We start from the raw sequence: 24,395 nt of genomic DNA, 5'->3' as shown, positions 1-24,395 counted from the left end.
CTGCAAAGGACACACCATGCTCGACATCCGCAAAGCCGACCACCGGGGCCGCGCCAACCACGGCTGGCTGCAATCGCGCCACACGTTTTCGTTCGGCAACTACCACGATGCGCGCCAGCAGGGTTTCTCCGACCTGCTGGTGATCAACGACGACCGCGTCGCCGCGGCCCAGGGCTTTGGCACGCACGGCCACCGCGACATGGAAATCTTCTCCTATGTGCTCGAAGGTGCGCTGGCGCACAAGGACTCGATGGGCACGGGCTCGGTGATCCGCCCCGGCGACGTGCAGATGATGAGCGCCGGCAGCGGCGTGCAGCACAGCGAGTTCAACCACTCGGCGCAGGAACCCGTGCATTTCCTGCAGATCTGGATCGTGCCGAACGAACGCGGCGCCGAGCCCCGCTACCAGCAGGTGCACTTCGAGGAAGCCGACAAGCGCGGCCGCCTGCGCCTGATCATCGCGCCCCGGGGCGAGGACGGCGCGCTGGCGGTGCGCCAGGACGCACGGGTCTACGCGGGCCTGTTCGACGGCAACGAAGCCGCGACGCTCGATATCGGCCCCAATCGCCATGTCTATGTGCATGTGGCCCGCGGCAGCCTTGAAGTCAACGGCGAGCGCCTGGCCGAAGGCGACGGCGCGCGCATCCGCGACGCTGGATCGCTGCGCTTCGACCACGGCGAGAACGCCGAAGTGCTGGTATTCGACCTGCGCCCCAACGAGCTGCCAGGCATGTGAGGCCCATTTGTCCCATCCAGCGGCCCGATCATCGTGCTGGCCGGTTCGTGGACCACGGGTAGGCAATCGATCCCGGTCGCGCCTGCAGCAGACGCTGCGCCGGCCAGGCGCAAGCCGCGCCGAGCAGCCGGCGGCGGCGTCATTCAGCGGGCCTTGGCGCCCGGCGAATGCGCGCCGAACGCGTGGCCACCAGCAGGTCGTACAGCTGCTGGGCCGCGGGCGACAGCGATCTGCCCCGGCGTTTGATCAGGCCCATCTGCCGCGTGACGATGGGCTCGACCAGTGGGATGCTCACCAGCGTCGGGTGGTCCTTGCCCGGCATGGCCAGGCTGGGCACGGCCGCCACGCCCAGGCCCGCTTCGACCAGGCCCAGCAGCGTGGTCACATGCTTGGCTTCGTACAGGCACTGGGGGCGGTCGGGCACGTTGGCCAGCGCCAGGTCCATCAGCAGGCGGTTGCCCGAAGTCTTGCCCACCGACATGAAGTCGTGCTGGCCCAGCTCGGCCCAGGTGACCTTCTTGCGCCGGGCCAGCACATGGTCGCGGCGGCAGGCGGCGACGAAGCGCTCGGCCAGCACCGGCTTGAACTCGATCTCGGCCTCCTGGCTGCCGATGAAGTTGAGGCCGAAGTCGGCGTCACCCTGCGCCACGGCGACCAGCACCTCGTTGGCGCTCGCGTCGTGCACTTTCACGCGGATCTTGGGAAAACGCTCGTGGTAGCGCTTGACCACCTGCGGCAGGAAGTAATACACGGCCGAAGGCACGCAGGCAATCGTCACCTCGCCCATGCGCCGCGCGGCCACATCGCCCAGGCCCATGAGCATGCCGTCGAGGTCGTCGAGCCAGATGCGCGTCTTGCGCGCGAAGTCGCGCCCCACGGCCGTGAGCGTCACGCGGCGCGTGGTGCGGTCGAGCAGGCGCACGCCCAGCGCTTCCTCGAGCTTGTCTATGCGGCGGCTGAACGCGGGCTGCGAAAGATGGATGGACTCGGCCGCGGCGCGAAAGCTCTGCAGCTCGGCCACGGCCGCGAAGGCCTGGATGTCGCCGAGGTCGAATTTGTTGTTCATGGCGGGCGCTTTCAAGACATTTGTCTGTTGCACGGCGTGCATCAAACGTTAGCAACATTGCAATTCACGCAAGCTATTCCAGCATGTAAATGGCTCCACAGCCTATTGCGTTGCATGCATCAATCATTGCCAACAATGCAATTCACAGAATAGCGCAGGCGTCGCACCATGCCGACCCATGAGCTACAAAATTCCTTGCGTACTGATGCGTGGCGGCACCTCCCGGGGTCCGTTCTTCCTGGCCGACTGGCTGCCGCACGACCCTGCGGCGCGTGACCGCACGCTGATCGCGGCGCTGGGCTCGCCCCATGAATTGCAGATCGATGGCCTGGGCGGCGGCAACTCGCTGACCAGCAAGGTGGCCATCGTCTCGAAATCGGTGCATGCCGACTGCGACGTCGACTACCTTTTCGCCCAGGTCAGCGTCGAGGAAGCCCGCGTCGACACGCGGCCCAACTGCGGCAACATGCTCGCCGGCGTCGGGCCGTTTGCGATCGAGCAGGGACTGGTGCCGGCCGCGGCCGAAGGCCACACCACCACGGTGCGGGTCTACAACGTCAACACCCGCTCCAGGATCGATGTACAGGTCTGCACCGCCGCCGGCCAGGTGCGCTACGAAGGCAATGTGCATATCGACGGCGTGCAGGGCACGGCAGCGCCGGTGCTGATGAACTTCCTCGACGCCTGGGGCGCGGTCACGGGCCAGATCTTTCCCACGGGCCGGCGCATAGACACCATCGACGGCCTGCAGGTCACCTGCATCGACGCCGCGCAGGTGATGGTGCTGGTGCGCGCCGCGGATCTGGGTCTGCGCGGCGACGAGAGCCCGGCGCAGCTCGACGCCGATACCGGCTTGCTGCGCCGGCTCGAATCGCTGCGGCGCGAGGCGGGGCGGCGCATGGGCATGGGCGACGTCTCGAACAGCGTGCTGCCCAAGCCCGTGATCGTGTCCGCAGGTGCGCATGCGGGCAGCGTGGTCTCGCGCTACTTCACACCGCTGCGCTGCCACCGCTCCCATGCCGTGACCGGCGCGATCGGCGTGGCCGCGGCCCATGTACTGCCGGGCACGGTGATCACCGACACCTTCGAGGCCGCAGCAGCAGGCACGCGCCGCATCGAGGTGCTGCACCCCGCGGGCCGCATCCACGTCGACGTCGAACTCACCGAAGTGGATGGCCACTTCAAGCTCGTGCAGGCCGCGCTGGTGCGCACCGCGCGCAAGATTCTGGAGGGCACGCTGTACGTTTCGGAAAACGCATTGACCGACTGATTTCAAAACCAGGACTTTTCATGACAGGAGACAAAAAAATGAAACTTTCAACCGCTCGCCCCGCACGCCGCTCACTGCTCGCCTCGGCCGCGCTCATCGCCGTCTGCGCGCCTTTCCTGACCCCGTCGGCCCACGGCGCCTATCCCGACAAGCCCATCACGCTGGTCGTGCCCACGGCCGCCGGCGGCGGCAACGACGCCATGGCCCGCGTCGTGGCGATCAAGATGTCCGGCCTGCTGGGCCAACAGGTCATTGTCGAGAACAAGGCCGGCGCCAACGGTGCCATCGCGGCCGAATATGTGGCGCGCGCCGCGCCCGACGGCCACACCATTCTTTTCGGCTACATCGGCACGCACGGCATGAGCCCGGCGCTGCAGAAGCTGCGCTATGACCCGATCGCGCAGTTCGAGCCCATAGGCATGGTCAGCTATTCGGCCACGCTGATGGTGGTCAACCCCAAGGTGGCGGCCAATACCGTGGCCGATCTGGTGGCGCTGTCCAAGGCCAGGCCGCAGGACTTCAACTACGCGTCCGCAGGCAACGGCACGGCCCCGCATTTCACGGCCGAAATCTTCAAGCTCGAGAGCGGCGCGCAAATGGCCCATGTGCCCTACCGCGGCGCCGCGCCGGCGATGAACGACACCATGGCCGGCCAGACCCAGGTCATGTTCCCCAGCCTGTTTTCGGCCTACACGCATGTCAGGAGCGGCAAGCTGCGCGCGCTGGCGCTCGCCGGCCCCAAGCGCTCGACGCTGCTGCCCGATGTGCCCACGCTCGAAGAGGCCGGCGTCAAGGGCGTCGAGGTCACCCAGTGGTACGCCATGTTTGCCCCGGGCAAGACGCCGCGGCCCGTGGTCGATCAGCTCAACAAGGCCTTGAACACTGCGCTGGCCGACAAGGACGTGGTGCGGCGCATCGAGGAACAAGGCGCGGTGGTCGACACCAGCACGCCCGAGCAGTTGGGGCTGACCGTGCGCCAGGAGATCGCCAAGTGGAAAGGCGTTGTGCTCAAGGCCCAGCTCACGGCGGATTGAGCACGCTGCGCAGTTTCAAAATTCCATAAGAGGGAGACAAGCATGAAAACAATGGCAATGCTTTGCGCCGCGCTGGCCAGCGCCTGCGCGGCAGCGCAAACCAGCAGCGTCACGCTCTACGGCACCGTGGACCTGGGCGCGCGCCATGGCAGCGGCCTCACTGCCGCCAACGCGCCCGCGGCCGGCTCGACCCGCAGCCTGGGCAGCGGCATCCACACCACCAGCCGCTGGGGAATTCGCGCCAGCGAAGACCTGGGCGGCGGTGCCAAGGCGCTGTTCCAGCTCGAGAGCGGCCTCAACGCCGATACCGGGGCATCGGCCAACGCCGGCAAGTACTTTGACCGCGCTGCCTGGCTAGCCCTGCAAAGCGGCTGGGCCACGCTGGCCCTGGGCCGGCAGACGAGCACGCTGGCCGATGCGGTCTCGCCCGTGGACCCGCTGGGCATGCGCTTTGCGAGCTTCAACCCCAGCATAGGCGTCGCGGGACTGAGCCAGCACGGCCTGGGCATGCAGTTCGGCAGTGCGGGGTCGACTTCGGGGTCGTACCGGCTCGACAACGCGCTCAAGTTCACCGGCCGCTGGGGCGGCCTGACGGCGCGCGCGATGTGGGGCCTGGGCGAAGTCGCGGACCAAGGCGGCGCGCTGTCGTCGCGCGGGCTGGGGCTGGCCTATGCGGCCAGGGCCTTGACGCTGTCCGGCGCATTCCAGACCTTCAAGGACGCCAACCAGCGCACGCTCGACGGCGCCACCCTGGGCGCGGCCTACCAATGGGGCAAGGTGCGCCTCGCGGCCAACGCCGGGCGCAGCAAGGCCGAAACCGCCGCCGACCGGAACACCGTGCAGCGCATGCTGTCGGCGGGCGCCACCTGGGCCCTGACCCCGCAGTCCGACCTGACAGCCGCCTACTACAAGGTGGACCGCACGCGCACCGGTGCGGCCGACGACGGCTATGGCCGCCTCGTGGCCTTTGCCGAATACAAGCTCTCGCGCCGCACCAAGGTCTACGCCGAATTGGACAACACGCGCTGGCGCAATGGCTTCCAGGGCGCGGCCAACAAGGCGCGCGCGACGGGCCTGTCGGCAGGCGTGGTGCATTCGTTCTGATTCAAAAAAAGCCGCTGTCACCAGCGGCTTTTTCTGTGATTGCGGCGCAGGCGTCAGGGGCGCACGACCAGCACCGGCACATGCACCGAGCGCAGCACGCGTGCGGTGACGCTGCCCAGCATCAGCTTCTCGAGGCCGCGGCGGCCGTGCGAGCCCATGACGATCAGGTCGGCGCCAATGCTGTCCACCACGCGCACAATGCCTTCGTGCACGGCATGGCCCTCGCCGACCACGGTGTTCACCGGGTGGCCGGCCTCTTCCATGATCTTGCGCACGGCCTCGAGCGCGGTATTCGCTTCGGTCGTGGCGGCGCTCAGGTACTGGGCCTGGCCGTAAGCGAAGTCGGCGCCGACGCCGGTGAAAGGATAGGGGTCGACCACATAGACCGCCGTCACGCTGCTGCCGAAGACCTTGGCCAGTTCGGCGGCCTTGGATACCGCGAGCAGCGATGTGGACGAGCCATCGACCGGAACCAGAATGTGCTTGAACATGATGTCTCTCCTCTAGATGAACACGACAGGCCGCATTGGGGCCCCATGACTGCAGTGTGGCACGCCACACGGCCGCAGGCCTTGATAGTTGTCAAGTTATGCGGGCTCGTCGAATTCCGCGCCCTGAAAACCATTGCGGCGGCAGGTGACCACCAGCGTATCACGGTAGCCGCCTTCGGCCACGGGCTGGATGGGCGTGGTTTCGTGGATCATGCGCGCGTCGTCAAGCAGCATCAGCGACCACGGCTCGGTCAGCGTGAAGCGTTGTCCCTGCGGGCCCGAAGCTTCGAACACGCGCGTTTCGCCGCCCTTCACATTCTCGCGCCCGACCAGAAACACGGCCACCAGATCGACGCCATCGCGGTGCGCGCCTTCGGGCGTCGGTCGGCCAATGCCCTGCTTGGTGTCGATGCGGAACTGGTGCGATTCGATGAACCAGGGCGCGGGCGGCGCATGCAACCGGAACACCTGGTCGGACAGATGACCCAGCTGGATCAACAGCTTGCGCCACGCAGGCTGGGCCACGACATGGTCGTGCATGGGTGCGAACAGCCGCAGCATGCCGCCGTGCAGCGCGTTGTACTCCACGGGCTGCCAGTGCGCGCGGTGCGCGACCTGCTGCAAGTTCCCGTCCTCGGCGATGAAGCACGAATGCCGCCGGCGCCGGTAGCGGCCGCCGTCCTTGAGGTGCTCGTCGGGCGGCAGGTCGGACCAGTCGTCGGCGAGCGTGCGCAATTGCGCGGGCGTCGCACCTATCCAGGCTGCCACGTCGGCAGGCGATAAAACGGCATACCCCTGGCTGCGCAGCTGGCTTGCGGCCTGGTCGGGGTGGATATACGGGGGTGAAAAAGTGACGTGCGTCATAGATTCCAAGCTTAACGCCGCGGCCTGGCCCCGAAGGCCCAGGCCGCGCACTTTTTTGCAAACGCCTCCGGCTGGCGTCAGTACAGGTTGGCCAGCGAGGCGTTCAGAAATACGCCACCCACAACGCTGTCCTGCCCGTTGACGCAAGCGAACGCATCGCGGGCCAGAAAGACCACGGTATTCACGATGTCCGTCGGGTAGCCGATGCGCCGGCCTTGGACGCGCGCATGCGCGCGCAGCAAGCCGCTTATTTGCTTTTCAGATTGGTCGTATTGGCCAGGCCCTGCCAGATGGCGGCATCGGCCTTGATCGCTTCGGCAAACTGCCTGGCGCTTTGGCCCACCGGGACGTTCATGTTCTGGCCTTCGATCTTCTGGCGCACTTCCGTGGTTTTCTGCACGCGGTTGATCTCTTCATTGAGGTAGTCGATGATCTTGCGCGGCGTGCTCGAGGGGGCAAACACGCCATACCAGCCATCGGCATCGAACTTGTAGCCCTGCTCCGTCAAGCTCGCCACGTCCTGCGTGGCCGGCCAGCGCTGCGAGCCGGTGGTGCCCAGCGCGACCAGCTTGCCGTTGCGCATATGGGGAATAGGTGAAGCGATGTCGGTAAATCCCACGCTGATGTTGTTGCCCAGCAGGTCGGACACTTCGGTAGACAGCGCCCTGTAGGGCACATGCGGCATATCCAGGCCGTAATGGGCCTTGATGCCTTCCATGGTCAAGTGGCCGGAAGATCCATTGCCCCAGGAGCCGTAGGCGAGCTTTCCCGGGTGGGCCCTGGCATAGGCCACCATGTCGGCAAGGTTCTTGAACCCGGTCGCAGGATTGGCCACCAGCAGTATCCCTGCGGCGCCGACCTGGATGATGGGGGTCAGATCCTTTTCCGTGTTGTAAGGCATCTTGTCGTGAATGACCGGGTTGATGAGAATGGCCGAGGACGGCGCAAACAACAACGTATAGCCATCACCCGCCGCCTTGGCCACGGTATCGCAGGCGATCAGCCCGTTGGCTCCGGGCTTGGGCTCCACCACCACCGGCTGCTTGAGAATTTCCTGCAATGGCGCGGCGATCAGCCGGGCAAAGATATCGCCACCGGCACCCGCCGATCCGGCGACCACGATGCGGATCGAACGCGCAGGCCAGTTGTCGAGCGCGGCCTGGGCCTTGACGCCCGAGCCCAGCAACAAGCTGCTCATCAAGACAGTGCGGCGCTTGAGCAAGATCTCGTTCATATATGTCTCCTGTTTCTATTCTTTATAAATCGAAAGTATCAGACCCACACAAATGACTGGAACCGCTGCGCTGGCGGACAAACACTTGATGGCCCGCAAAACCCCATCAGAGAAAATGAATAATCCAGCCTGCATGACCCGACTATTTCCGGATATTCACAAGCCAAAGGAGTCGACAAAACAATACGCACGCAAAATCACCGCATGCTTTGCAAGAAAATCGAATCCCCATGGAGTTCATGCCTTTTTCGCAAAATATCTGCCAAAAGGACCATCAAATTCTAGTGGTACCACCAGAATTCAGTACTTAGAATATCGCAGATATGAACTGCGAAAATTGCAGTATTCCCGACGGCGATTGCGTGCCAGCGCGGTGGGCGCCCGTTGGCAGCAAGGGCTCGGGCGGTTGATGCAGAGGCTCTCGAGGGCAGGCGGCACAGGGCGCTCGGAGGCGCGAGCGGCAGTTCGATCCTGGAGGGCTGCCGCCCCTGCCCGTCGAGACGCGCAATGGCAGCGGCGCGCACCCGCGCCCTCCACAAACCGCCCTCGCTGTCAAAACAACAGTCGGTCATCCGGCCCGCAGCCATGGCCGTCGGTCCATAGCTGCCCGGCAGGCCACGCCGGACATTTTCCCTGGTCCGTCGTCAAATCTCCCGGCCGCCTGATTGCCATTTTCAGCCCGCCATTGCTTTTGCAGATGAACCACTCCTCGCGCCAATGCCATGGGCTTGAGAAGTCTCAACGCATCAAAGAATATCATTTGCGCAAAAATGCACGCCCCCCTGCAATGCAGCATTTTTCTGGAAACAGAATAGCGCACCCATTGCCGTCGATTATCCACCACGCAAATAATCATTGATTTTGCGCAGCGCCCGCAAAGAACGCGCTTGCACGCGCCAGCGCGCTGGCTTTCCCCATGAGTTAATGCTTTTGCGCCAGCGCCAACGCAAGTGCCCACAGTGTGCAAGCCCGAGCGCGCAACGCCAGCGCCAGATCAGAAGCGCGGCGTCCTGCCCGTGAACGACGGGTCGTAGCGGCGCATCTGCGTGAGGTCGTCGCGGTTGCGCACGCCGCATTCAAGGTGCTGGGCGTGCAGCCTGGCCAGCGCCTCGCGGTCCAGCTCCACGCCCAGGCCAGGCGTGGTCGGCACGGCCACCGCGCCCTGCTCAAAGCGGATACGGCCGCCCTTGACCACCTCTTCCTCCTGCCACGGGTAATGGGTATCGCAGGCATAGGTCAGATTGGGCACGCTGGCCGCGACATGGGTCATGGCCATCAGGCTGATGCCCAGGTGCGAGTTCGAATGCATGGACATGCCCAGCCCCCAGAGCCGGCACATGCGCGCCAGCGTCTGGGTCGCGCGCAGGCCGCCCCAGTAGTGGTGGTCGGACAGCAACACCTTGACCGAGCCCATCTCGCAGCCCTTGCGGAAATCCTCCATGGTGGTGATCACCATGTTGGTCGCCAGGGGCAGGCGGGTGTGCTTTGCCAGTTCCGCCATGCCTTCGAGCCCAGGCGTCGGGTCCTCGTAGTACTCGAGGATTTCGTCGAGCGCGGGCGCGGCCGCGATGCTCGCGGCCAGCGACCAGTTGGCGTTCGGGTCCAGGCGCAGTGGCAGGCCGGGAAAGGCCTTGGCCAGCGCCTGCATGCAGGCCACCTCGTGGCCGGGCTCGAACACACCGCCCTTGAGCTTGATGCTCTGGAAGCCGTAGAGCGCGATCATGCGGCGCGCCTGCGCGACGATCTGCGCGGGGCTGATGCCTTCGCCCCAGGCGTCGGGCGCATAGGGCTGGCCGATATGCTCCGCATATTTGAAGAACAGGTAGGCGCTGTAGGGCACGGCCGGGCGCACCGCGCCGCCGAGCAGGTCGACCACGGGCGCGCCGACGATCTGGCCTTGCAGGTCGAGCATGCCGACCTCGAAGGTGCTGATCACCTTGGGCGCATTCTTCGCGGCATGCGAGCCGGGCGCAAGCTCGAATTCCACGGCGCCGGGCACGGCGGTGATCGTCGCGCGCACGCGCTCCTCCATGGTGTTGAGCGCGAACGGCGACAGGCCTATCAGCAGCGGGCGCGCCTGCTCGAGCACCTTGAGCATGGGCTCGTCGCCGTAGGTCTCGGAAATGCCGACGCGCCCGTCGCTGGTCTCGATCTCGACAATGGCACGCAGTGCCCAGGGTTCGTGGATGCCGGCCGCGTTGAGCAGCGGTCCGTCGCGAAAGGCGATGGGCGTGATCCGGACGTGGGTGATGGTGATGTCGCGTGCCATGGTGCTCTTCTGTCTCTCTGTTCGTTACTCTGTGGTGGCTCCGGTCCTGCGGACCAGCTCGCCCAGCCGGGCGGTGTCGGCGGCGGTGACGGCGGCCAGTTCGGCCGGCGTGCTGCCGACCACCTGCATGCCGAACTGCGTCTCCAGCTTGGCTTTGAGTTCAGGCGACCGCAGTGCCTTGACGACTTCGGTGTTGAGCCGGGTCACGACGTCCCTGGGCGTGCCCTTGGGCGCGTAGACCGCCTGCCAGGACACCAGGTCCAGGCCCGCAAAGCCCGCCTCGGCGGTCGTGGGCACATCGGGCGCGAGCGGCGAGCGCGTCTTGGTCGTCACGGCCAGGAACTTGAGCTTGCCGGCCTTGACCAGCGGCAGGCCGGCCGTGAGCTGGTCGAACAGGAAAGGCACGTTGCCCGCGGCCACGTCCTGCAGCGCCTGCGGGCTGCCCTTGTAGGCGATGTGCTGCATGGGTACCTTGATCAATTCGGCCATCTGCGCGCCGGTCAGATGGGTAGAGGTGCCCGCGCCGGACGAGGCATAGGAGGCCTTCTCCGGGTTCTTGCGTATCCATGCGACCAGTTCCTCGAACGTGTTCACGCCCAGGGCGCTGTTGACCATCAGCACGTTGGGCACGTAGGCGATCAGCGTGACCGGCTCGAAATCCTTGATCGGGTCGTAGGGCAGCTTCTTGTAGAGGGCCGTGTTGATCGCGTGGGTGCTGATGGTGCCGCCAATGAGCGTATAGCCGTCGGCCGGCGCGCGGGCCACGGCCTGCACGCCGATCGCGCCGCCCGCGCCCGGCCGGTTGTCGACCACCACCGACTGCTTGAGCGCGGCCGACAGCTCCTGCCCCACCATGCGCGCGACGACGTCGGTCGAGCCGCCAGGCGCAAAAGGCACGACCCAGGTGATGGGCTTGGCCGTGGGCCAGTCAGCCGCATGGGCAGCGGCGGTGAAAAGGCAAAGGGTGCTGCAGGCGGCAGCCAGGACAAGGCGACGGTGCATGGTGATGTCTCCGGTAATTATTGAAATGTTGAAATGCGAATGCATTGAAGCACTAATATATTAGCGCGTCAATGCCTTCACACCCTAAAATCATGGCTTCCATAGCGACACCCATGAAGACAATCCACAAGCTCGATCGCACCCGCCAGGCAGCCCCGCAAGTATTCGGATGGCTGCGCGAAGCCATCATTTCACTCGAACTGGCACCAGGCACGCCCCTGTCCCGCGCCGAACTGGCCGAACGCTTTCAATTGAGCCAGACGCCGGTACGCGACGCACTGATGCAGTTGCGCCAGGAGGGCCTGGTCGACATCTTTGCGCAGCATGCCACCCTGGTCAGCCGCATCGACCTGCCGTCGGCCGAACAGGCCCAGTTCCTGCGCTGCGCGATCGAACTGGAGGTCGTGCGCACGCTGGCGCTGGCCGGCGATGCAGCGCTCTACGCGCGCCTGACGGCCATGGTGGACGTACAGGCGGCCCTGGCCACCAGCGGCGCCGAGGAATTCATCGCGGCCGACCAGGCCTTTCACCGCGCGATGTACGAAGCGGCGGGCGCGCCTGACCTGTACGAGCTGGTGCAGCGGCGCAGCGGCCATCTGGACCGGCTGCGCCGGCTGGACCTGCCCTCGACCGGCAACGCCGAGCGCGTGGTGCGCGACCACCGGCGCATCGTCGACGCGCTGGCCAGCGGCGCGCCCGACGCGGCGCAGGCGGCGCTGCGTGCGCATCTTTCAGGCACCTTGAGCCGCGTTGCGGACATCCGCAAGCGGCACCCGGAATACATCACGATGTGACGCGGCAAGTGCTTGCGCGTTTATCGCGCAAGCTCATGCGAAAAACTTTGTTCCCCTCGAAGGCCCTGGTTCCTAAAGTGCACAGCAACGCAGCAGCACGCTGCGATCTTGCTGACCAAGGAACCGCGCCATGTCGATCACGCCCCACCCCCTGTCCCTGCGCCCTGGCCTTGCCGCGCTCGCCGCCGGCCTGGCGCTCGCCTGCGCCTGGCTGCCAGCGCAGGCCCAAGCCGATGCTGCCGGAACCTGGCAGCCGCGCAAGGCCACCGAGTTCATCGTGCCCAGCGGCGCGGGCGCGGCCCTCGACGTCGCCGCGCGCAAGCTGACCGAACTGCTGACACGCGAAAAGCTCGCGCCGGGCTTTATCGTGAGCAACAAATCGAGCGCCCATGGCATCGTCGCGCTCGAAGGCCTGCACCGTCACCCGGGCGACGCGCATGCGCTGATGACGCTCAGCACCAGCTACGGCAACAGCCTTGCGCAAAACGCCCTGCCCGACCACCTGCAAAAAGGCACGCCGCTGGCGACGCTGTTTCGCGAGTTCGTCACGGTGGTGGTGCGCGCCGACTCGCCGCTGCGCAATACGCAGGACCTGATCGATCACCTCAGGCAGGACCCGGGCAAGTATTCGATAGGCATCGCGACCACACTGGGCAACCACATCCACCTGGGCGTGGCGCAGCCGCTCAAGCAGGCCGGCGTGGATATCAAGGGACTGCGCATCGTGCCCTACAAGTCCTCGGCCGAGTCGATGACGGCGCTGGTCGGCGGCCACCTCGACGTGGTCTCGGCCACCACGCCCAATCTGCTGCCCTATCTGCAAAGCGGCCGCATCCGCGTGCTGGCGATTGCCGCCGAGCAGCGCCTGAGCGGCCCGTTCGCCCAGGCACCGACCTGGAAAGAGCAAGGCATCCACTATGTCAGCGACTCGTTTCAGGGCGTGATGACCGTGCCCGGCGCAAGCGACGCGCAAAAAGCCTACTGGGTCGCCGCGCTGCACAAGGTGTCGCAAACGCGTGAATGGAAAGATTTCGTCGCGCTCAACCAGTGGGAGCCATGGTTCCAGGGCCCGCAGGCGACGCAGCAACTGCTGCAGGCGCAACTCGGCAACAACCAGGCACTGCTCAGCGAACTGGGCCTGCTGCCGGCAGCACCGCGCACCCTTGCCAAGGCCCCCTGAAACCACACCCAGAACCAGGAGACTCCCATGAACATGCGTTTGAACGCCAGCGCCAAGGAGCTGCTGAGCGATCGCCTCGAGACGGCGCTGCAGGCCACGCCGCATATCAGCGCCGTGCCGCAGTCGGCCCATATCGGCGCGCTGATCCAAGGCGTCGATCTGAGCGAACCGCTCACGCCGGCGGAAGTCCACAGCATACGCTCGGCGCTGCTGCGCTGGAAAGTCGTGTTCTTTCGCGACCAGCATCTGGGCCACGAACAACATGTCGCGTTTGCGCGCCAGTTTGGCGAGCTGACCATAGGCCACCCGGTGTTCGGCCATGTCGAAGGCCACCCCGAGCTGTATTCGATCGCCAAGCACCGCCGCGCCAACAGCCACGGCAGCGAACCCGAGCGCCGCCCCTGGACCGGCTGGCACGCCGACGTCACCGCGGCGCACAACCCGCCCGCAGCCTCCATACTGCGCGGCGTGACCATTCCGCCCTATGGCGGCGACACGCAATGGACCAACCTCGCGGCCGCCTATGATGCGCTGTCGGAGCCGCTCAAAGCGTTCCTGCAAGGCCTGCGCGGCGAGCACCGCTTCAGCCCCCCCACGGGCGCAAGCCCCACGCCCGAGTATCTGGAACTCATCAAGAACAACACCCTGGTCAGCGAACACCCGCTGGTCACCGTGCATCCCGAAACCGGCGAACAGGTGCTCTACATCAGCCCCGGCTTTCTCAAGACCATCACCGGCCTGCGCACGCGCGAATCGCGCGTACTGCTGGAGTTGCTGTGGGAGCACGCGGTGGCGAGCGAATTCACCGTGCGCTTCAAGTGGGAGGCCGGCTCGATCGCTTTCTGGGACAACCGCTCGACAGCCCATGTCGCGCCGCAGGACATCTTCGCGCTTGAATACGACCGCCAGCTCTACCGCAGCACGCTGGTAGGCGATGTGCCGGTAGGCGCCGATGGCCGCGCTTCGACGGCCATCCAGGGCGATCCGGTACTGGCGGCGCATGGTGCGGCCTACTGAGGCGCAGACAACGAATGTCTCTTCCCCTCAGGGAATTCGGGCGCTGCTTATGCAGCGCCTTTTTTTGTCAATTCAATGGCAGACCGACATAGTTCTCGGCCAGCGAAGTCGCTCCCGCGCGCGAATGCACGAGGTAGTCGAGTTCGGCTTCCTGCACCTTGCGATCGAACTCGCCCGAATCGGGAAAGCGGTGCATCAGCGAGGTCATCCACCACGAGAAGCGCTCGGCCTTCCAGACGCGGCGCAGGCTGACTTCCGAATAGCGGTCTATGCCTTCGCTGCTGCGCTGCTGGTAGTACTCGGCAAATGCCTTCGACAGATAGCCAACGTCCGATGCAGCCAGGTTCAGCCCCTTGGCGCCCGTGGGCGGCACGATATGCGCCGCGTCGCCCGCGAGGAACATGCGGCCAAAGCGCATGGGCTCGGACACGAAGCTGCGCAGCGGCGCAATGCTCTTTTCCAGCGAAGCGCCGGTGACCAGGTGCTCGCGCGCTTCGGGGTCCAGGCGCAGGCGCAGCTCGTCCCAGAACGCTTCATCGCTCCAGTTCTCGACCCTGTCGGTCAGCGGCACCTGCAGGTAATAACGGCTGCGCGTGGCGCTGCGCTGGCTGCACAGCGCAAAGCCGCGCTCGGTGTGGGCATAGATCAGCTCGTGCGACACCGGCGGCACGTCGGCCAGTATGCCCAGCCAGCCAAACGGGTAGACCTTCTCGTAGTTGCGTATGCGGTCCGCGGGAATGCTCGCGCGGCACACGCCGTGAAAACCGTCGCAGCCGGCGATGAAGTCGCAGCTGATTTCGTGCTGCTGGCCGTCCTTGTGGTAGCGCACGCGCGGGCGCTCGCTGCCGAACTCCAGCGGCGTCACATCCTGGGCTTCGTACACCGTGAGCAGCCCTGCGCGCTCGCGCGCCTCCATCAGGTCGCGCGTGACTTCGGTCTGGCCGTAGACCATCACGCGCTTGCCGCCCGTGAGTTCATGCAGGTCGATGCGGTGGCGCTTGCCGCCGAACAGCAACTCGATGCCGTCATGCGGCAGGCCTTCGGCACGCATGCGCGTGTCGGCCTTGGCCTGTGCGAGCAAATCGACCGTGACCTGTTCGAGCACGCCCGCGCGGATGCGGCCGAGCACATAGTCGGGGCTGCGCTGCTCCAGAATCACGTTGTCTATGCCTGCCTCATAGAGCAGTTGTCCCAGAAGCAGGCCTGCGGGGCCGGCGCCGATGATTGCCACTTGTGTGCGCATGTGTCTATCCACCAAGGTTGTTTGTCGCTAGCTTAGAAGCGATGCTCTGCGCCGGCGCAAGCTTGGATAGACTTTTGCGCGGTGATCGCGCAAAATGTGCGACTATCGCGCAATATCTTCAACGCCGCCCATGACCTCGCCTCCTTCATCGCCCGGCCCCGGCATTGCCGCGGCCGATTACATCGCAGGCCTGGGCAAGGGCCTGGCAGTGCTTGAATGCTTCGACACCGAGCGCCAGCGGCTCAATGCCACGCTCGCCGCCGAGCGCGCGGGGCTCACGCGCGCGGCCGCACGCCGCCATCTGCTGACGCTCGCTCACCTCGGCTATCTCGAATCCGACGGCCACCATTTCTGGCTCACGCCCAAGGTGCTGGGGCTGTCGGGCAGCTACCTCGCAAGCGCCCGCCTGCCGCGCACCGTGCAGCCCGTGCTCAACCGGCTCAGCGCCATGGCGGCGTTCTCGTTTTCCGCGGCGATTCTGGCGGGCAGCGAAACCGTGGTCATCGCGCGCAGCACGGCGCAAGGCGCGGCCCAGCCACTGTTCGCCCATGGCGTGCACCTGGGCAGCCGCCTGCCGGCGCACGCGTCGTCGACCGGCCGGGTGCTGCTGGCCGCTTTGCCCTTGCCCGCGCTCGAAGAATGGTTGGCCTGCCGCACGCTGCACCGGCTCACGCTGCACACGCTGACCCAGCCCGCCGAAATGCGCGCCTGCCTGGACCAGGTGCGCGCCCAGGACTATTGCATTGCCCAGGAAGAGCATGAACTGGGCGTACAGGCGATTGCCGTGCCGCTGCGCGACAGCGCCGGCCAGACCGTGGCCGCGCTCAATGCCGTGATGTCGGCGCAGCACATGACGGCCCAGGCGCTCACGCGCAATCTGCTGCCGCTGCTGCGGGATGCGGCGCAGGAGTTAAGGCCGTTGTTGTGAAGGATGAGCCGAAAGCTACGGCTTTTCGTCGGCCAGGCCGTTCATGGTGCGACGCGGCCGGCTAGGCAAGCTCACCACGAACGGGGGAGATTGAGAGCATGCTTGTGCACACAGGCCGGCCCCCAAAAAAAGTCACTCCCCCTTCAAGGGCCTGACAGCCGCCTCCAGACACAACCCCCGCAGCAACTCCGAAGTGCGGCGTATCAGCGGCGTGCTTTTCTTCTTCGCCGACTGCGCCATGCACAGCGTGCTCACGATGCCCGGCGACTCGATGGGAATGCAGGCCAGTTCGTCCTGGTGGTCGTGGCTGCTGAGCGCGCTGGCGGTGAGCGCCGCGTAGCCGTAGCCGCCGCGCACCAGGTCGAGAATCGCCGGAACGCTGGAGACTTCCCAGACCACGTTGAGCTTGACCTGCGACAGCGTCGCCTGGGCTTCCATCAGCTTGCGAAAGATCTGGCCGCGCTGGGGCATGACCAGCGGATAGCCCGACAACTCCTCGAAGCGCACCGACATGCGCTCGCCCATGCTTGCGGGCCCGATCAGGCACAGCCGCTCTTCGAGCACCGGCGTGACTTCGACCTGCGGTTGCGGCTCGGGCGTGTAGACCAGCGCCAGGTCCATGCGCCCCGAAGTCAGCCACTCGGCCATGTTGACCGAGAAGCCTTCGACCACGGCCAGGCCGGCCTTGGGCATTTCCCGGCTGAAGACATCGATCAGCGGCAGCGTGAGCCGGCGCGCGAGGCTGGGCGGCAGGCCGACCACGATGCGCCCCACGGGTTCGTCGCGCTGGCTTCCCAGGTCTTCCTTGGCCAGCGCCACGCGCTGCATGATGGCGTGGCCATGCTCGAGCAGCCTGCGCCCCGCATCCGTGAGCGTCACGCCGCGTCCGGTACGGATCAGCAGCGTTTCGCGCAGCTCGATCTCCAGGGTTCGCACCTGACGGCTCAAGGCCGGCTGCGCGATATCGAGCAGCAATGCTGCCTTGCTGAAGCTGCCGGTCTCGGCCACCTGTACAAAAGTTTCTATCTGCTGAAGATTCATGGCGCACTCAAGCTGTAACCATGCCATTTTGCTATAGCTGGTAGAGAGGTGCGCGTCTAGGTGATGCGAACAGGCCTGCCACAATGCGGAATCATTTGCCTGCACCCCGGTCCACATGGGGAGCAACAGCGCCAAAAAACGCGATCAGCTGACAACGGAGACAAAATGACCATAACCACCCGCCAAATGAACCGCCGCAGCGCCGGCCTTGCCTTGGGCGCGCTTGCGCTCGGTGCCATGGCCCCGGCCCGCGCGCAGACCGCGACCCACTGGCCCACCAAGCAGGTGCGCATCATCAACCCCTTCCCCGTAGGCGGTGGCCCCGATGGCACCTCGCGCCTCATCGCCGACAAGCTCGCGCGCCTGTGGAGCCAGCCGGTCATCGTTGAAAACCGTCCCGGCGGCAACGGCTTCATCGCCATCGATGCGTTCAAGCGCGGCGCGAACGACGGCACGGACATCATCCAGCTCGATAACGTCCACCTCGCGGCCTACCCCCACCTGTTCAAGAAGCTGCCCTACAACATCGACAAGGACTTCGAAGTCGTCCTGCCGCTGTTCCGTACCTTCTTCTTCGTCTGCGTGGCGATGGACAGCCCCTACAAGACCGTCGCCGACCTGATCGCCGACGCCAAGGCGCGCCCCGGCAAGCTCAACTACGGCTCGTGGTCGGTGGGCAATCCCGTGCACCTGGGTTCGGCCCTGCTCGAATCGCTCACGGGCACGAAGATGGAGCATGTGATCTACAAGGAAACCAGCCAGCTCTACACCAGCGTGGCCACGGGCGAACTCGCGTTCGCGCTGGGCTCGTCGGGCACGGCCGGCCCGCTGGCGCGCTCGGGCAAGGTGCGCTTCCTGGCCGTGCTGGCTCCGCACCGTCTCAAGGGCTACGAAGACGTGCCGACCATCGCCGAGTCGGGCGGCCCGGCCAACGCCATCGTCACGGGCTGGAACGCTTTCGCGGTCTCCAAGAGCACGCCCGCGGCCGTGGTCGAGAAGATCCGCAGCGACACCATGAAGGTGCTGGCCGAGCCCGATGTGCAACCCAAGTTCCAGACCTTCGGCTACGAGAACTACTTCCCCACGCCGCAAGAATTCAAGACTTTCATGGTCGATGAGAACAAGCGCTTTGGTGATGTGATACGCCGCGCGAATCTGGAACTGTAAGACCCTCGCCCATAGGGAAAAGCCAAGCCGCTGCGGGCCACTGCAGCGGCTTTTCTCATGGCAAAACCATGCGGGGGCGGTTCAGTGATAGAGAGAGTGAGCGCTGTCCGGCGCAACCCCGCTCAGGCCCGCCTGGAGTTCATGCGCTTCGTCCTGGAGCATGCCAGTCAGATCGCCATCCTCCATGGCGGCGACACCCGAATCGTTTGCTTGCCGCGCCACCAGTTGATCACCACCGGGGCCCGGCGACAGGCCAATGAACGGCGTGTCATGATCGCTGTCGATCATGTCCGATGGACCCTGAACCTTCGCCGGCTGCTGGATGAAAGGCAGCATTGGCCTGCCATGCGCATCCGTATCGAAGACCGGCCCAATATCCATCAGGCATGCCTGGCTCTCGCCTTCCGCCACGGCTGCATTCACTTCGCTGGCAGCTTTCAGCGCGCGCTGCAGGCACACGTTGATGTCGGCATCGAACTGCCAATGGGATGCCATGATCTTGCTGTTGAGAATGGCGTTTGCCTCATTGAACGCTACGCGGGCCCAATGCAACTTGCAGAGGTGCGAAATAAAGGCCTGCTCGGCTTCCCGCCAGTTGGCTTCTTGTTCTTGTTCAGCCTGCGGGTCACATTCCCGGACCTTGCCCGCCTCGAAAAACCCCTTGTCCATCGGTCTGAGCGCATCGACAGCAACTTCGGCGACCTCTTTTTCAAGTTTCGCTTGATCGATCGCCGCGGCAAGCTCCTTCGCCCGGGCCTTCTCGGCGTGCACCCATGCGGCCTTGGCTTTGCACAAGGCATTCATGCTGTCGATGGCTTCGTCGAACTCATGCTGCGCATAGGCCAGCTTATCTTGCACGTTCGAGAAAAACCGCATGACATCGGCGCCCTGATTGATTGTCACTGCCTTCACTGCATTATTTTTTACAATCTCGACATTCTTGCCCGGGTCGCCAGCTTCACAAACTGAATCATCAACACAAATTCTCAAGTCAGCCACCAGCGCCTGAAGCGAAGCCACATCCTGCTCGGAATCCTTCATTGCATCACTTTGGACTTCCTCGACATCCTGAGTCGAATCGCTAGCTTCGTGCTCTTGGAAAATATTACGATCCAGATCCATGGTGATGGAGCGCGATTTCTCAGCCGAAGAATCCATTGTCGTGGCGGCTATCGTCGTTGCAGGCGGAAATTGACCTGGTTTCTGAGAAATCCAAAATTCATTCAATTCCTTCCTGGCTGCAAAAGACTTCTCCTCGGCTGTCTTGGCAATATTAACCGCATTCAGCACAGACTTGTATTTTTCATTATCCCCCATACAAGTATCACCATACACAGCATCGAGTTCCTCACATATATAAATCTTGAGATTCCTGAGGTCTTCTCGAGCAACCTCCAGCTCAAAACCCTGTTCTCGCCTACGACCCATGGCTGAAAAATATTCCGCCCGCGCAGCAACCAGTTTCACAAAAGTGGACTCTCTGGTTGACTTTTGTGAATTCTCCCAAGCCACCGATGCATTATCAAAAGTAGTCTGGCATGCATAAAAACAGTCATTTGCATCTGAATACTTCTCTTCTGCCTCCTTCAAAAAATGCACATAATACACCAGTTTTTCAGAAAATTCACTCAGCCAATATTCAACTCCCTCATTATTATCGGGCGTGAGTTCAAATTCTTCAATAGCGTCATCCAATTCACGCTCAGCCAAGATATGCTGTGCATAGAAATATTGGAAATTCATTAAATGGGAGAAAAATGAACCAGGCAAATGCTTTTTGGAAAGAATACTACGAGGTGCTGTGGCAGAGTTTACATTCATCGGGATCTGAAGTCGAATAACAAGAGGATTATGGAAAATAATATATCAATGTTTCGAATTCGCAACGACTGCCATCGCAGTCGCTTTACCGACTCATGACGATCCCCGGTTTCGCTCAGCAGTGAAAATTTTTCACCACGACACAAGCCGTCGACACAGCAATATGCCATTGCCGCGATACGCCATGCCCGCCAGAGACCGCAAGATGCACCGGCCCCGGAAGGCATTTGCCACCACGAAACATAAAATTCATCAATATTATAAATAGATAGTTTTTATCTATTTACAGGGTTTCCCCTTACCCCATGCTCTCCAGGAGGAAGCAGTTGCAGAATTGTTCTTTTGCACTGGGGGCTTGTCATGCGCCTTGGCGCTGCAAGACGCGGTGCAGCTTGCACCGTGACACCGGCGTGGCGCACGCCGGGCCCTGCGCACCAGCCCCCTGTGCGCAGGGAACGTACGTCAGGCCTTGGGCGAGAATTCCTCGGTATCCACTTCCCTGTGCCCCTGCGCCGCATAGCGGCTACCGGCAATCGCCGATGGCTGGAACAGCGCGTCGAGCTGCTCGATATGGGCGCTCGACAGCTTGACTTCGCCGCCGTGCAGGTCTTCGTCGAGGTGCTTGCGCTGCGTGGTGCCGGGCAGCGCGATCACATGTTCCCCCTGGTGCAGCACCCAGGCAATGGCCAGTGCCGCCAGGCTGCAATCGGCCTGTTCGGCGATTTCGCGCATGGGCGCGAGCAGGCGCAGGTTGCGCGGGTAGTTCTCGGCCGAGAAGCGCGGCATGGCGGTGCGCACGTCCTTTTCGCCCAGCGTCGCCGCATCGAGCAGGCCGCCGCCCAGAAAACCCCGGCCCAGCGGGCTGAACGCGACGTAGGCCACGCCCAATTCGGCGCAGCGCTGCAGCGTGCCGAGTTCGGCATTGCGCGACCACAGCGAATACTCGCTTTGCAGCGCCGTGATCGGGTGTTCGCGGTGGGCGCGCGAGAGCGTGTCGGCCGAGACTTCGGACAGGCCCAGCGCGCGCACCTTGCCTTCCTGCAGCAGCCGGCCCATTTCACCCACGGATTCCTCGATGGGCACCGACTTGTCCCAGCGGTGCAGGTAGTAGAGGTCGATCACGTCGGTGCCCAGGCGGCGCAGGCTGTCTTCGCAGTTGCGCCGCAGCGTCGCCGGCCGGCCGTCGATCACGCGGCGCGTCACGCCGTCTTCGCCCACCACCCCGGCCATGCCGCCCTTGCTGCACAGCGTGATGCGCGCGCGGTGCGGCGCGAGCACCGGGCCGACCAGCGTTTCATTCGCGCCAAAGCCGTAGAGCGCGGCGGTGTCGAACAGCGTCACGCCCTGGTCCAGCGCATGGGCGAGCAGCTCGCGCCCCTGCTCGGCGCTGGGAGGCGTGCCGTAGGCATGGCTCAGATTCATGCAGCCCAGACCGACGGAAGTGACGTCGAAAGGGCCGATTTTGCGTGTCTGCATGGGTCAATCCTTGAAAAGGCAAAGCCAGCGCATGCTGTTTCGCGTGCGCTGGCCTGGAGGTTACAAATAACGAGGTATCTGCTAGTACGCAGCCCATGATACTGGCGCGGCCCAAGCGAGGGGCACCGAGCCCTTCGACGGAGCTCAGGACGCCGCCCCGCACCGAGGGGAACGCCCTCTTGCCTCCCTTGTTCAGGGGAAGCGACGTAGTCGCTCAGGGGGTGTATCAATTCAATTGTTGTTCAAGCTTATGCAGCACCTGGTAGCAAGGCAGCACCTGGGTCACGCTGGCGTTGGGCTCGCGGCCTTCGCGGATGGCCGCGAAGAACTCGCGGTCCTGCAGCTCGATGCCGTTCATCGACACATCGACCTTGGAGACGTCGATCTGCTCTTCCTTGCCGTTGAACAGGTCATCATAGCGCGCCAGATAGGTGCCGTTGTCACCGATATAGCGGAAGAACGTTCCCAGTGGGCCGTCGTTGTTGAACGAAAGGCTCAGCGTGCAGATCGCGCCGTTCGCCGCCTTGAGCTGGATGCTCATGTCCATGGCGATGCCCAGCACGGGGTGGACAGGACCCTGGATGGCGTTGGCCTGCACGATGGGGCTGCCCGCCTGGTAGGCGAACAGGTCCACGGTATGGGCTGCGTGGTGCCACAGCAGGTGGTCGGTCCAGCTGCGCGCCTGGCCCAGCGCGTTGGTGTTGGTGCGGCGAAAGAAATAGGTCTGCACATCCATTTGCTGCAGGTTCAACTCGCCCGCACCAATCTTGTGGTGCACCCACTGGTGGCTGGGGTTGAAGCGGCGCGTATGGCCGCACATCGCGACCAGGCCCGATGCCTTCTGGGCCGCGACCACGGCTTCGGCGTCGGCCAGGCTGTCGGCCATGGGGATCTCGACCTGCACATGCTTGCCGGCCTGCAGACACGCAATCGCCTGGGCCGCATGCATCTGCGTGGGCGTGCACAGGATCACGGCGTCGACTTCGGCCAGTGCCAGGCTGTCGGCGAGATCGGTGGTGACATGCGGGATGCCGTACTTGGCCGCGACTTCGCGCGTCTTCTCCAGGTCGCGGCTCACGAGGGAGACGACTTCGACGCCGTCAATGTTCCTGATGCCGTCGAGGTGCTTGATGCCGAAGGCGCCGGCACCGGCCAGGGCTACTTTGATGGTCTTGCTCATGTTTATTGGTTCTCCAGGATCAGGTGGCCCACCGCCGTATTCGACGCGGGCACATGGTAGAAGCGGTGTGCGACCTTGGGCACGGGCGCCGGGCTGTCGATGTCGCTCATCGCGCCGCGCGCGATCAGCCACATCACCAGCTCGATGCCTTCCGAGCCGGCTTCGCGCACATAGTCGATGTGCGGCATCTTGGCCAGGCCGTGGGGGTTGTCGATCAGGCGGTCCATGAAGTTCAGGTCCCATTCCTTGTTGATCAGCCCCGCGCGCGCGCCCTGCAGCTGGTGGCTCATGCCGCCCGTGCCCCAGATGTGGACGTTGAGGTCTTCGTCATAGCTTTCCACGGCCTTGCGGATCGCGCGGCCCAGGTTGAAGCAGCGCTGACCCGAAGGCACGGGGTATTGCACGACGTTGACGGCAAACGGAATCACCGGGCAAGGCCAGCCTTCTTCCGGCGTGGGCTGGCCGCACATCAGCGACAGCGGCACGGTGAGGCCGTGGTCCACGTCCATCTTGTTGACGATGGTCAGGTCGAAATCCTGCTGTATCACCGACTGCGCGATGTGCGAAGCCAGGTCGGGGTGGCCGATCACGGTGGGCACGGGGCGCGGGCCCCAGCCTTCGTCGGCAGGCGTGAAGCTGTCGGCCGTGCCGATAGCGAAGGTCGGAATCATGTCCAGGCTGAACGCCGTCGCGTGGTCGTTGTAGACCAGGAAGATGACGTCGGGCTTGTTGTCCTTCATCCACTGCTTGGAAGGCTCATAGCCTTTGAACAGCGGCTTCCAGTAGTCGTCCTGGTCGCGGCCCAGGTCGAGGGCGGCGCCGATCGCGGGCACATGCGAGGTAAAGACAGAGGCGGTGATGCGGGCCATTCAGTTGCCCTCCTTGCGGGCAGAGTTTCCTTGGGGCTGGCGGTGCGCCTGGGCGTCGCCATCTTCACCGACGACGCGGTTGCCATCGGCCGAACGGCCGCCGGCAAGCATCATGGCGCGGTATTCGTCTTCGGTCATGCCGGTCATCGAGCCGGCCATCTGCTGGAAGCTCTTGCCGTCGGTCGCGCCTATCTTGGCCAGAAAGTAGATGTTGCCGCCGGTGCGCATGCACCAGTTCAGGTCGCGGGCCAGCACGGCCTGCTTTTGCTCCTCGGTCATCGCCCACTCGTCGAGGTAGGCGCGCTCGTCGGCCTTGAAGCGCGCGCGGTTCTCGGCCTTCATCAGCGACATGCAGAACTGGTTGAGCCAGTAGCCCTTGCGGGACTGCTGGGCGTCAAAGATGATGGTGCCGGGCACATCGGTATAGGGTTTGTGCAGAGCCATAAAGCGACTCCTCCTTCAATATTCAATACGCAGTGAATCACGGTGCAGAGCCCGTGAAACCGGCTGGGTCCAGGCCAGGGACACCGAGCAAGGGCCGCCCCGCAGCGAGGGTGTCGTCCCCCTCCACCGAAGGTTGAGAGGGGGAAGCTGGGGCCGGCCATCCGG

At 64.3% G+C, this 24,395-nt stretch carries 23 protein-coding genes; 9 read left to right on the top strand and 14 right to left on the bottom strand.

The window, feature by feature from the left end:
• The first annotated feature begins 16 nt into the window (after window positions 1-16).
• Window positions 17-736, top strand: a complete 720-nt coding sequence (locus tag GVL12_RS13660; RefSeq protein WP_159914850.1) for a pirin family protein — start codon at window positions 17-19, stop codon at window positions 734-736.
• Between the two features lie 139 nt (window positions 737-875).
• Here the strand turns inward: GVL12_RS13660 and GVL12_RS13655 are convergent, their stop codons facing one another.
• A complete protein-coding gene (locus GVL12_RS13655) occupies window positions 876-1,802 on the bottom strand; it encodes a LysR family transcriptional regulator (protein ID WP_159914848.1) in 927 nt (308 codons plus the stop codon).
• A gap of 178 nt (window positions 1,803-1,980) precedes the next feature.
• On the opposite strand from GVL12_RS13655, the gene GVL12_RS13650 reads away from it, so the two are divergent.
• From GVL12_RS13650 to GVL12_RS13640, 3 genes are read left to right on the top strand one after another with little or no spacing between them, the layout of a single operon-like run.
• Window positions 1,981-3,072, top strand: a complete 1,092-nt coding sequence (locus GVL12_RS13650) for a 4-oxalomesaconate tautomerase (RefSeq protein WP_159914846.1) — start codon at window positions 1,981-1,983, stop codon at window positions 3,070-3,072.
• A gap of 38 nt (window positions 3,073-3,110) precedes the next feature.
• Window positions 3,111-4,106 carry a tripartite tricarboxylate transporter substrate binding protein gene (locus GVL12_RS13645; protein WP_159914844.1) on the top strand — a complete coding sequence of 332 codons (996 nt, stop codon included), beginning with the start codon at window positions 3,111-3,113 and terminating at the stop codon, window positions 4,104-4,106.
• Window positions 4,107-4,148: 42 nt separating this feature from the next.
• Window positions 4,149-5,210, top strand: coding sequence for a porin (locus GVL12_RS13640; protein WP_159914842.1), 1,062 nt, complete (start codon window positions 4,149-4,151; stop codon window positions 5,208-5,210).
• Window positions 5,211-5,263: 53 nt separating this feature from the next.
• Here GVL12_RS13640 and GVL12_RS13635 read toward each other — a convergent pair whose 3' ends face one another.
• The 6 genes from GVL12_RS13635 to GVL12_RS13610 all read right to left on the bottom strand — a co-directional run bounded on the left by GVL12_RS13635 (window position 5,264) and on the right by GVL12_RS13610 (window position 11,070).
• On the bottom strand, window positions 5,264-5,701 hold the full coding sequence (locus GVL12_RS13635) for a universal stress protein (protein WP_159914840.1): 438 nt from the start codon (window positions 5,699-5,701) through the stop codon (window positions 5,264-5,266).
• Window positions 5,702-5,797: 96 nt separating this feature from the next.
• Window positions 5,798-6,565, bottom strand: a complete 768-nt coding sequence (locus GVL12_RS13630; RefSeq protein WP_159914838.1) for a 2OG-Fe dioxygenase family protein — start codon at window positions 6,563-6,565, stop codon at window positions 5,798-5,800.
• 77 nt (window positions 6,566-6,642) lie between these two features.
• Window positions 6,643-6,807, bottom strand: coding sequence for a hypothetical protein (locus GVL12_RS13625; RefSeq protein ID WP_159914836.1), 165 nt, complete (start codon window positions 6,805-6,807; stop codon window positions 6,643-6,645).
• Between the two features lie 5 nt (window positions 6,808-6,812).
• A complete protein-coding gene (locus tag GVL12_RS13620) occupies window positions 6,813-7,799 on the bottom strand; it encodes a tripartite tricarboxylate transporter substrate binding protein (RefSeq protein ID WP_159914834.1) in 987 nt (328 codons plus the stop codon).
• A gap of 994 nt (window positions 7,800-8,793) precedes the next feature.
• A complete protein-coding gene (locus GVL12_RS13615) occupies window positions 8,794-10,068 on the bottom strand; it encodes a glucarate dehydratase family protein (protein ID WP_159914832.1) in 1,275 nt (424 codons plus the stop codon).
• Window positions 10,069-10,092: 24 nt separating this feature from the next.
• Window positions 10,093-11,070: a tripartite tricarboxylate transporter substrate binding protein gene (locus tag GVL12_RS13610; protein WP_159914830.1), complete on the bottom strand. Its 978-nt coding sequence runs from the start codon at window positions 11,068-11,070 to the stop codon at window positions 10,093-10,095.
• 113 nt (window positions 11,071-11,183) lie between these two features.
• Between GVL12_RS13610 and GVL12_RS13605 the strand changes: the two genes are divergently transcribed.
• The 3 genes from GVL12_RS13605 (at window position 11,184) to GVL12_RS13595 (ending at window position 14,061) form a co-directional block, all read left to right on the top strand.
• A complete protein-coding gene (locus tag GVL12_RS13605; RefSeq protein WP_159914828.1) occupies window positions 11,184-11,864 on the top strand; it encodes a GntR family transcriptional regulator in 681 nt (226 codons plus the stop codon).
• Window positions 11,865-11,994: 130 nt separating this feature from the next.
• Window positions 11,995-13,044 carry a tripartite tricarboxylate transporter substrate binding protein gene (locus tag GVL12_RS13600; RefSeq protein WP_159914826.1) on the top strand — a complete coding sequence of 350 codons (1,050 nt, stop codon included), beginning with the start codon at window positions 11,995-11,997 and terminating at the stop codon, window positions 13,042-13,044.
• Window positions 13,045-13,071: 27 nt separating this feature from the next.
• On the top strand, window positions 13,072-14,061 hold the full coding sequence (locus GVL12_RS13595; RefSeq protein ID WP_159914824.1) for a TauD/TfdA family dioxygenase: 990 nt from the start codon (window positions 13,072-13,074) through the stop codon (window positions 14,059-14,061).
• A 67-nt stretch (window positions 14,062-14,128) separates the two neighbouring features.
• On the opposite strand, the gene pobA is transcribed toward GVL12_RS13595, so the two are convergent.
• Window positions 14,129-15,304 (bottom strand): 4-hydroxybenzoate 3-monooxygenase, encoded by a 1,176-nt coding sequence (pobA, locus tag GVL12_RS13590; RefSeq protein WP_159914822.1) that lies wholly within the window; start codon window positions 15,302-15,304, stop codon window positions 14,129-14,131.
• 130 nt (window positions 15,305-15,434) lie between these two features.
• Here pobA and GVL12_RS13585 point away from each other — a divergent pair, with 130 nt between their 5' ends.
• Window positions 15,435-16,232, top strand: a complete 798-nt coding sequence (locus GVL12_RS13585; RefSeq protein WP_159914820.1) for an IclR family transcriptional regulator C-terminal domain-containing protein — start codon at window positions 15,435-15,437, stop codon at window positions 16,230-16,232.
• 132 nt (window positions 16,233-16,364) lie between these two features.
• Here GVL12_RS13585 and GVL12_RS13580 read toward each other — a convergent pair whose 3' ends face one another.
• Window positions 16,365-17,273, bottom strand: coding sequence for a LysR family transcriptional regulator (locus GVL12_RS13580; RefSeq protein WP_159914818.1), 909 nt, complete (start codon window positions 17,271-17,273; stop codon window positions 16,365-16,367).
• Window positions 17,274-17,438: 165 nt separating this feature from the next.
• On the opposite strand from GVL12_RS13580, the gene GVL12_RS13575 reads away from it, so the two are divergent.
• Window positions 17,439-18,440: a tripartite tricarboxylate transporter substrate binding protein gene (locus GVL12_RS13575; protein WP_159914816.1), complete on the top strand. Its 1,002-nt coding sequence runs from the start codon at window positions 17,439-17,441 to the stop codon at window positions 18,438-18,440.
• 81 nt (window positions 18,441-18,521) lie between these two features.
• Here the strand turns inward: GVL12_RS13575 and GVL12_RS13570 are convergent, their stop codons facing one another.
• The 5 genes from GVL12_RS13570 to ligA form a co-directional block, all read right to left on the bottom strand.
• Entirely contained in the window at window positions 18,522-20,261 is a 1,740-nt protein-coding gene (locus GVL12_RS13570) for a hypothetical protein (RefSeq protein WP_159914814.1), read from the bottom strand.
• Between the two features lie 462 nt (window positions 20,262-20,723).
• Window positions 20,724-21,737 carry an aldo/keto reductase gene (locus tag GVL12_RS13565; protein ID WP_159914812.1) on the bottom strand — a complete coding sequence of 338 codons (1,014 nt, stop codon included), beginning with the start codon at window positions 21,735-21,737 and terminating at the stop codon, window positions 20,724-20,726.
• 226 nt (window positions 21,738-21,963) lie between these two features.
• On the bottom strand, window positions 21,964-22,917 hold the full coding sequence (locus tag GVL12_RS13560; RefSeq protein WP_159914810.1) for a Gfo/Idh/MocA family oxidoreductase: 954 nt from the start codon (window positions 22,915-22,917) through the stop codon (window positions 21,964-21,966).
• 2 nt (window positions 22,918-22,919) lie between these two features.
• The gene (locus GVL12_RS13555) at window positions 22,920-23,786 is read right to left on the bottom strand and encodes a class III extradiol dioxygenase subunit beta (protein ID WP_159914808.1); all 867 of its coding nucleotides are present in this window, start codon (window positions 23,784-23,786) and stop codon (window positions 22,920-22,922) included.
• Window positions 23,787-24,230: a protocatechuate 4,5-dioxygenase subunit alpha gene (gene ligA, locus GVL12_RS13550; protein ID WP_159914806.1), complete on the bottom strand. Its 444-nt coding sequence runs from the start codon at window positions 24,228-24,230 to the stop codon at window positions 23,787-23,789.
• Between the last annotated feature and the right edge of the window lie 165 nt (window positions 24,231-24,395).

The organism is Pantoea sp. 18069 (genome assembly GCF_902706035.1).
Taxonomy (GTDB): domain Bacteria; phylum Pseudomonadota; class Gammaproteobacteria; order Burkholderiales; family Burkholderiaceae_C; genus Comamonas.
The sequence above is the reverse complement of the archived record's forward strand: the minus strand, read 5'-3'. Positions and strand labels throughout refer to the sequence as shown.

What these genes read in the sequence shown, in the direction of transcription:
- GVL12_RS13655 (WP_159914848.1), bottom strand. Translation starts at nt 1,802, where the DNA reads ATGAACAACAAATTCGACCTCGGCGACATCCAGGCCTTCGCGGCCGTG.
- GVL12_RS13620 (WP_159914834.1), bottom strand. Translation starts at nt 7,799, where the DNA reads ATGAACGAGATCTTGCTCAAGCGCCGCACTGTCTTGATGAGCAGCTTG.
- GVL12_RS13560 (WP_159914810.1), bottom strand. Translation starts at nt 22,917, where the DNA reads ATGAGCAAGACCATCAAAGTAGCCCTGGCCGGTGCCGGCGCCTTCGGC.
- GVL12_RS13600 (WP_159914826.1), top strand. Translation starts at nt 11,995, where the DNA reads ATGTCGATCACGCCCCACCCCCTGTCCCTGCGCCCTGGCCTTGCCGCG.
- GVL12_RS13580 (WP_159914818.1), bottom strand. Translation starts at nt 17,273, where the DNA reads ATGAATCTTCAGCAGATAGAAACTTTTGTACAGGTGGCCGAGACCGGC.
- GVL12_RS13605 (WP_159914828.1), top strand. Translation starts at nt 11,184, where the DNA reads ATGAAGACAATCCACAAGCTCGATCGCACCCGCCAGGCAGCCCCGCAA.
- GVL12_RS13585 (WP_159914820.1), top strand. Translation starts at nt 15,435, where the DNA reads ATGACCTCGCCTCCTTCATCGCCCGGCCCCGGCATTGCCGCGGCCGAT.
- GVL12_RS13640 (WP_159914842.1), top strand. Translation starts at nt 4,149, where the DNA reads ATGAAAACAATGGCAATGCTTTGCGCCGCGCTGGCCAGCGCCTGCGCG.
- GVL12_RS13660 (WP_159914850.1), top strand. Translation starts at nt 17, where the DNA reads ATGCTCGACATCCGCAAAGCCGACCACCGGGGCCGCGCCAACCACGGC.
- GVL12_RS13645 (WP_159914844.1), top strand. Translation starts at nt 3,111, where the DNA reads ATGAAACTTTCAACCGCTCGCCCCGCACGCCGCTCACTGCTCGCCTCG.
- ligA (WP_159914806.1), bottom strand. Translation starts at nt 24,230, where the DNA reads ATGGCTCTGCACAAACCCTATACCGATGTGCCCGGCACCATCATCTTT.
- GVL12_RS13610 (WP_159914830.1), bottom strand. Translation starts at nt 11,070, where the DNA reads ATGCACCGTCGCCTTGTCCTGGCTGCCGCCTGCAGCACCCTTTGCCTT.
- GVL12_RS13630 (WP_159914838.1), bottom strand. Translation starts at nt 6,565, where the DNA reads ATGACGCACGTCACTTTTTCACCCCCGTATATCCACCCCGACCAGGCC.
- GVL12_RS13650 (WP_159914846.1), top strand. Translation starts at nt 1,981, where the DNA reads ATGAGCTACAAAATTCCTTGCGTACTGATGCGTGGCGGCACCTCCCGG.
- pobA (WP_159914822.1), bottom strand. Translation starts at nt 15,304, where the DNA reads ATGCGCACACAAGTGGCAATCATCGGCGCCGGCCCCGCAGGCCTGCTT.
- GVL12_RS13575 (WP_159914816.1), top strand. Translation starts at nt 17,439, where the DNA reads ATGACCATAACCACCCGCCAAATGAACCGCCGCAGCGCCGGCCTTGCC.
- GVL12_RS13595 (WP_159914824.1), top strand. Translation starts at nt 13,072, where the DNA reads ATGAACATGCGTTTGAACGCCAGCGCCAAGGAGCTGCTGAGCGATCGC.
- GVL12_RS13555 (WP_159914808.1), bottom strand. Translation starts at nt 23,786, where the DNA reads ATGGCCCGCATCACCGCCTCTGTCTTTACCTCGCATGTGCCCGCGATC.
- GVL12_RS13635 (WP_159914840.1), bottom strand. Translation starts at nt 5,701, where the DNA reads ATGTTCAAGCACATTCTGGTTCCGGTCGATGGCTCGTCCACATCGCTG.
- GVL12_RS13615 (WP_159914832.1), bottom strand. Translation starts at nt 10,068, where the DNA reads ATGGCACGCGACATCACCATCACCCACGTCCGGATCACGCCCATCGCC.
- GVL12_RS13565 (WP_159914812.1), bottom strand. Translation starts at nt 21,737, where the DNA reads ATGCAGACACGCAAAATCGGCCCTTTCGACGTCACTTCCGTCGGTCTG.
- GVL12_RS13570 (WP_159914814.1), bottom strand. Translation starts at nt 20,261, where the DNA reads ATGAATGTAAACTCTGCCACAGCACCTCGTAGTATTCTTTCCAAAAAG.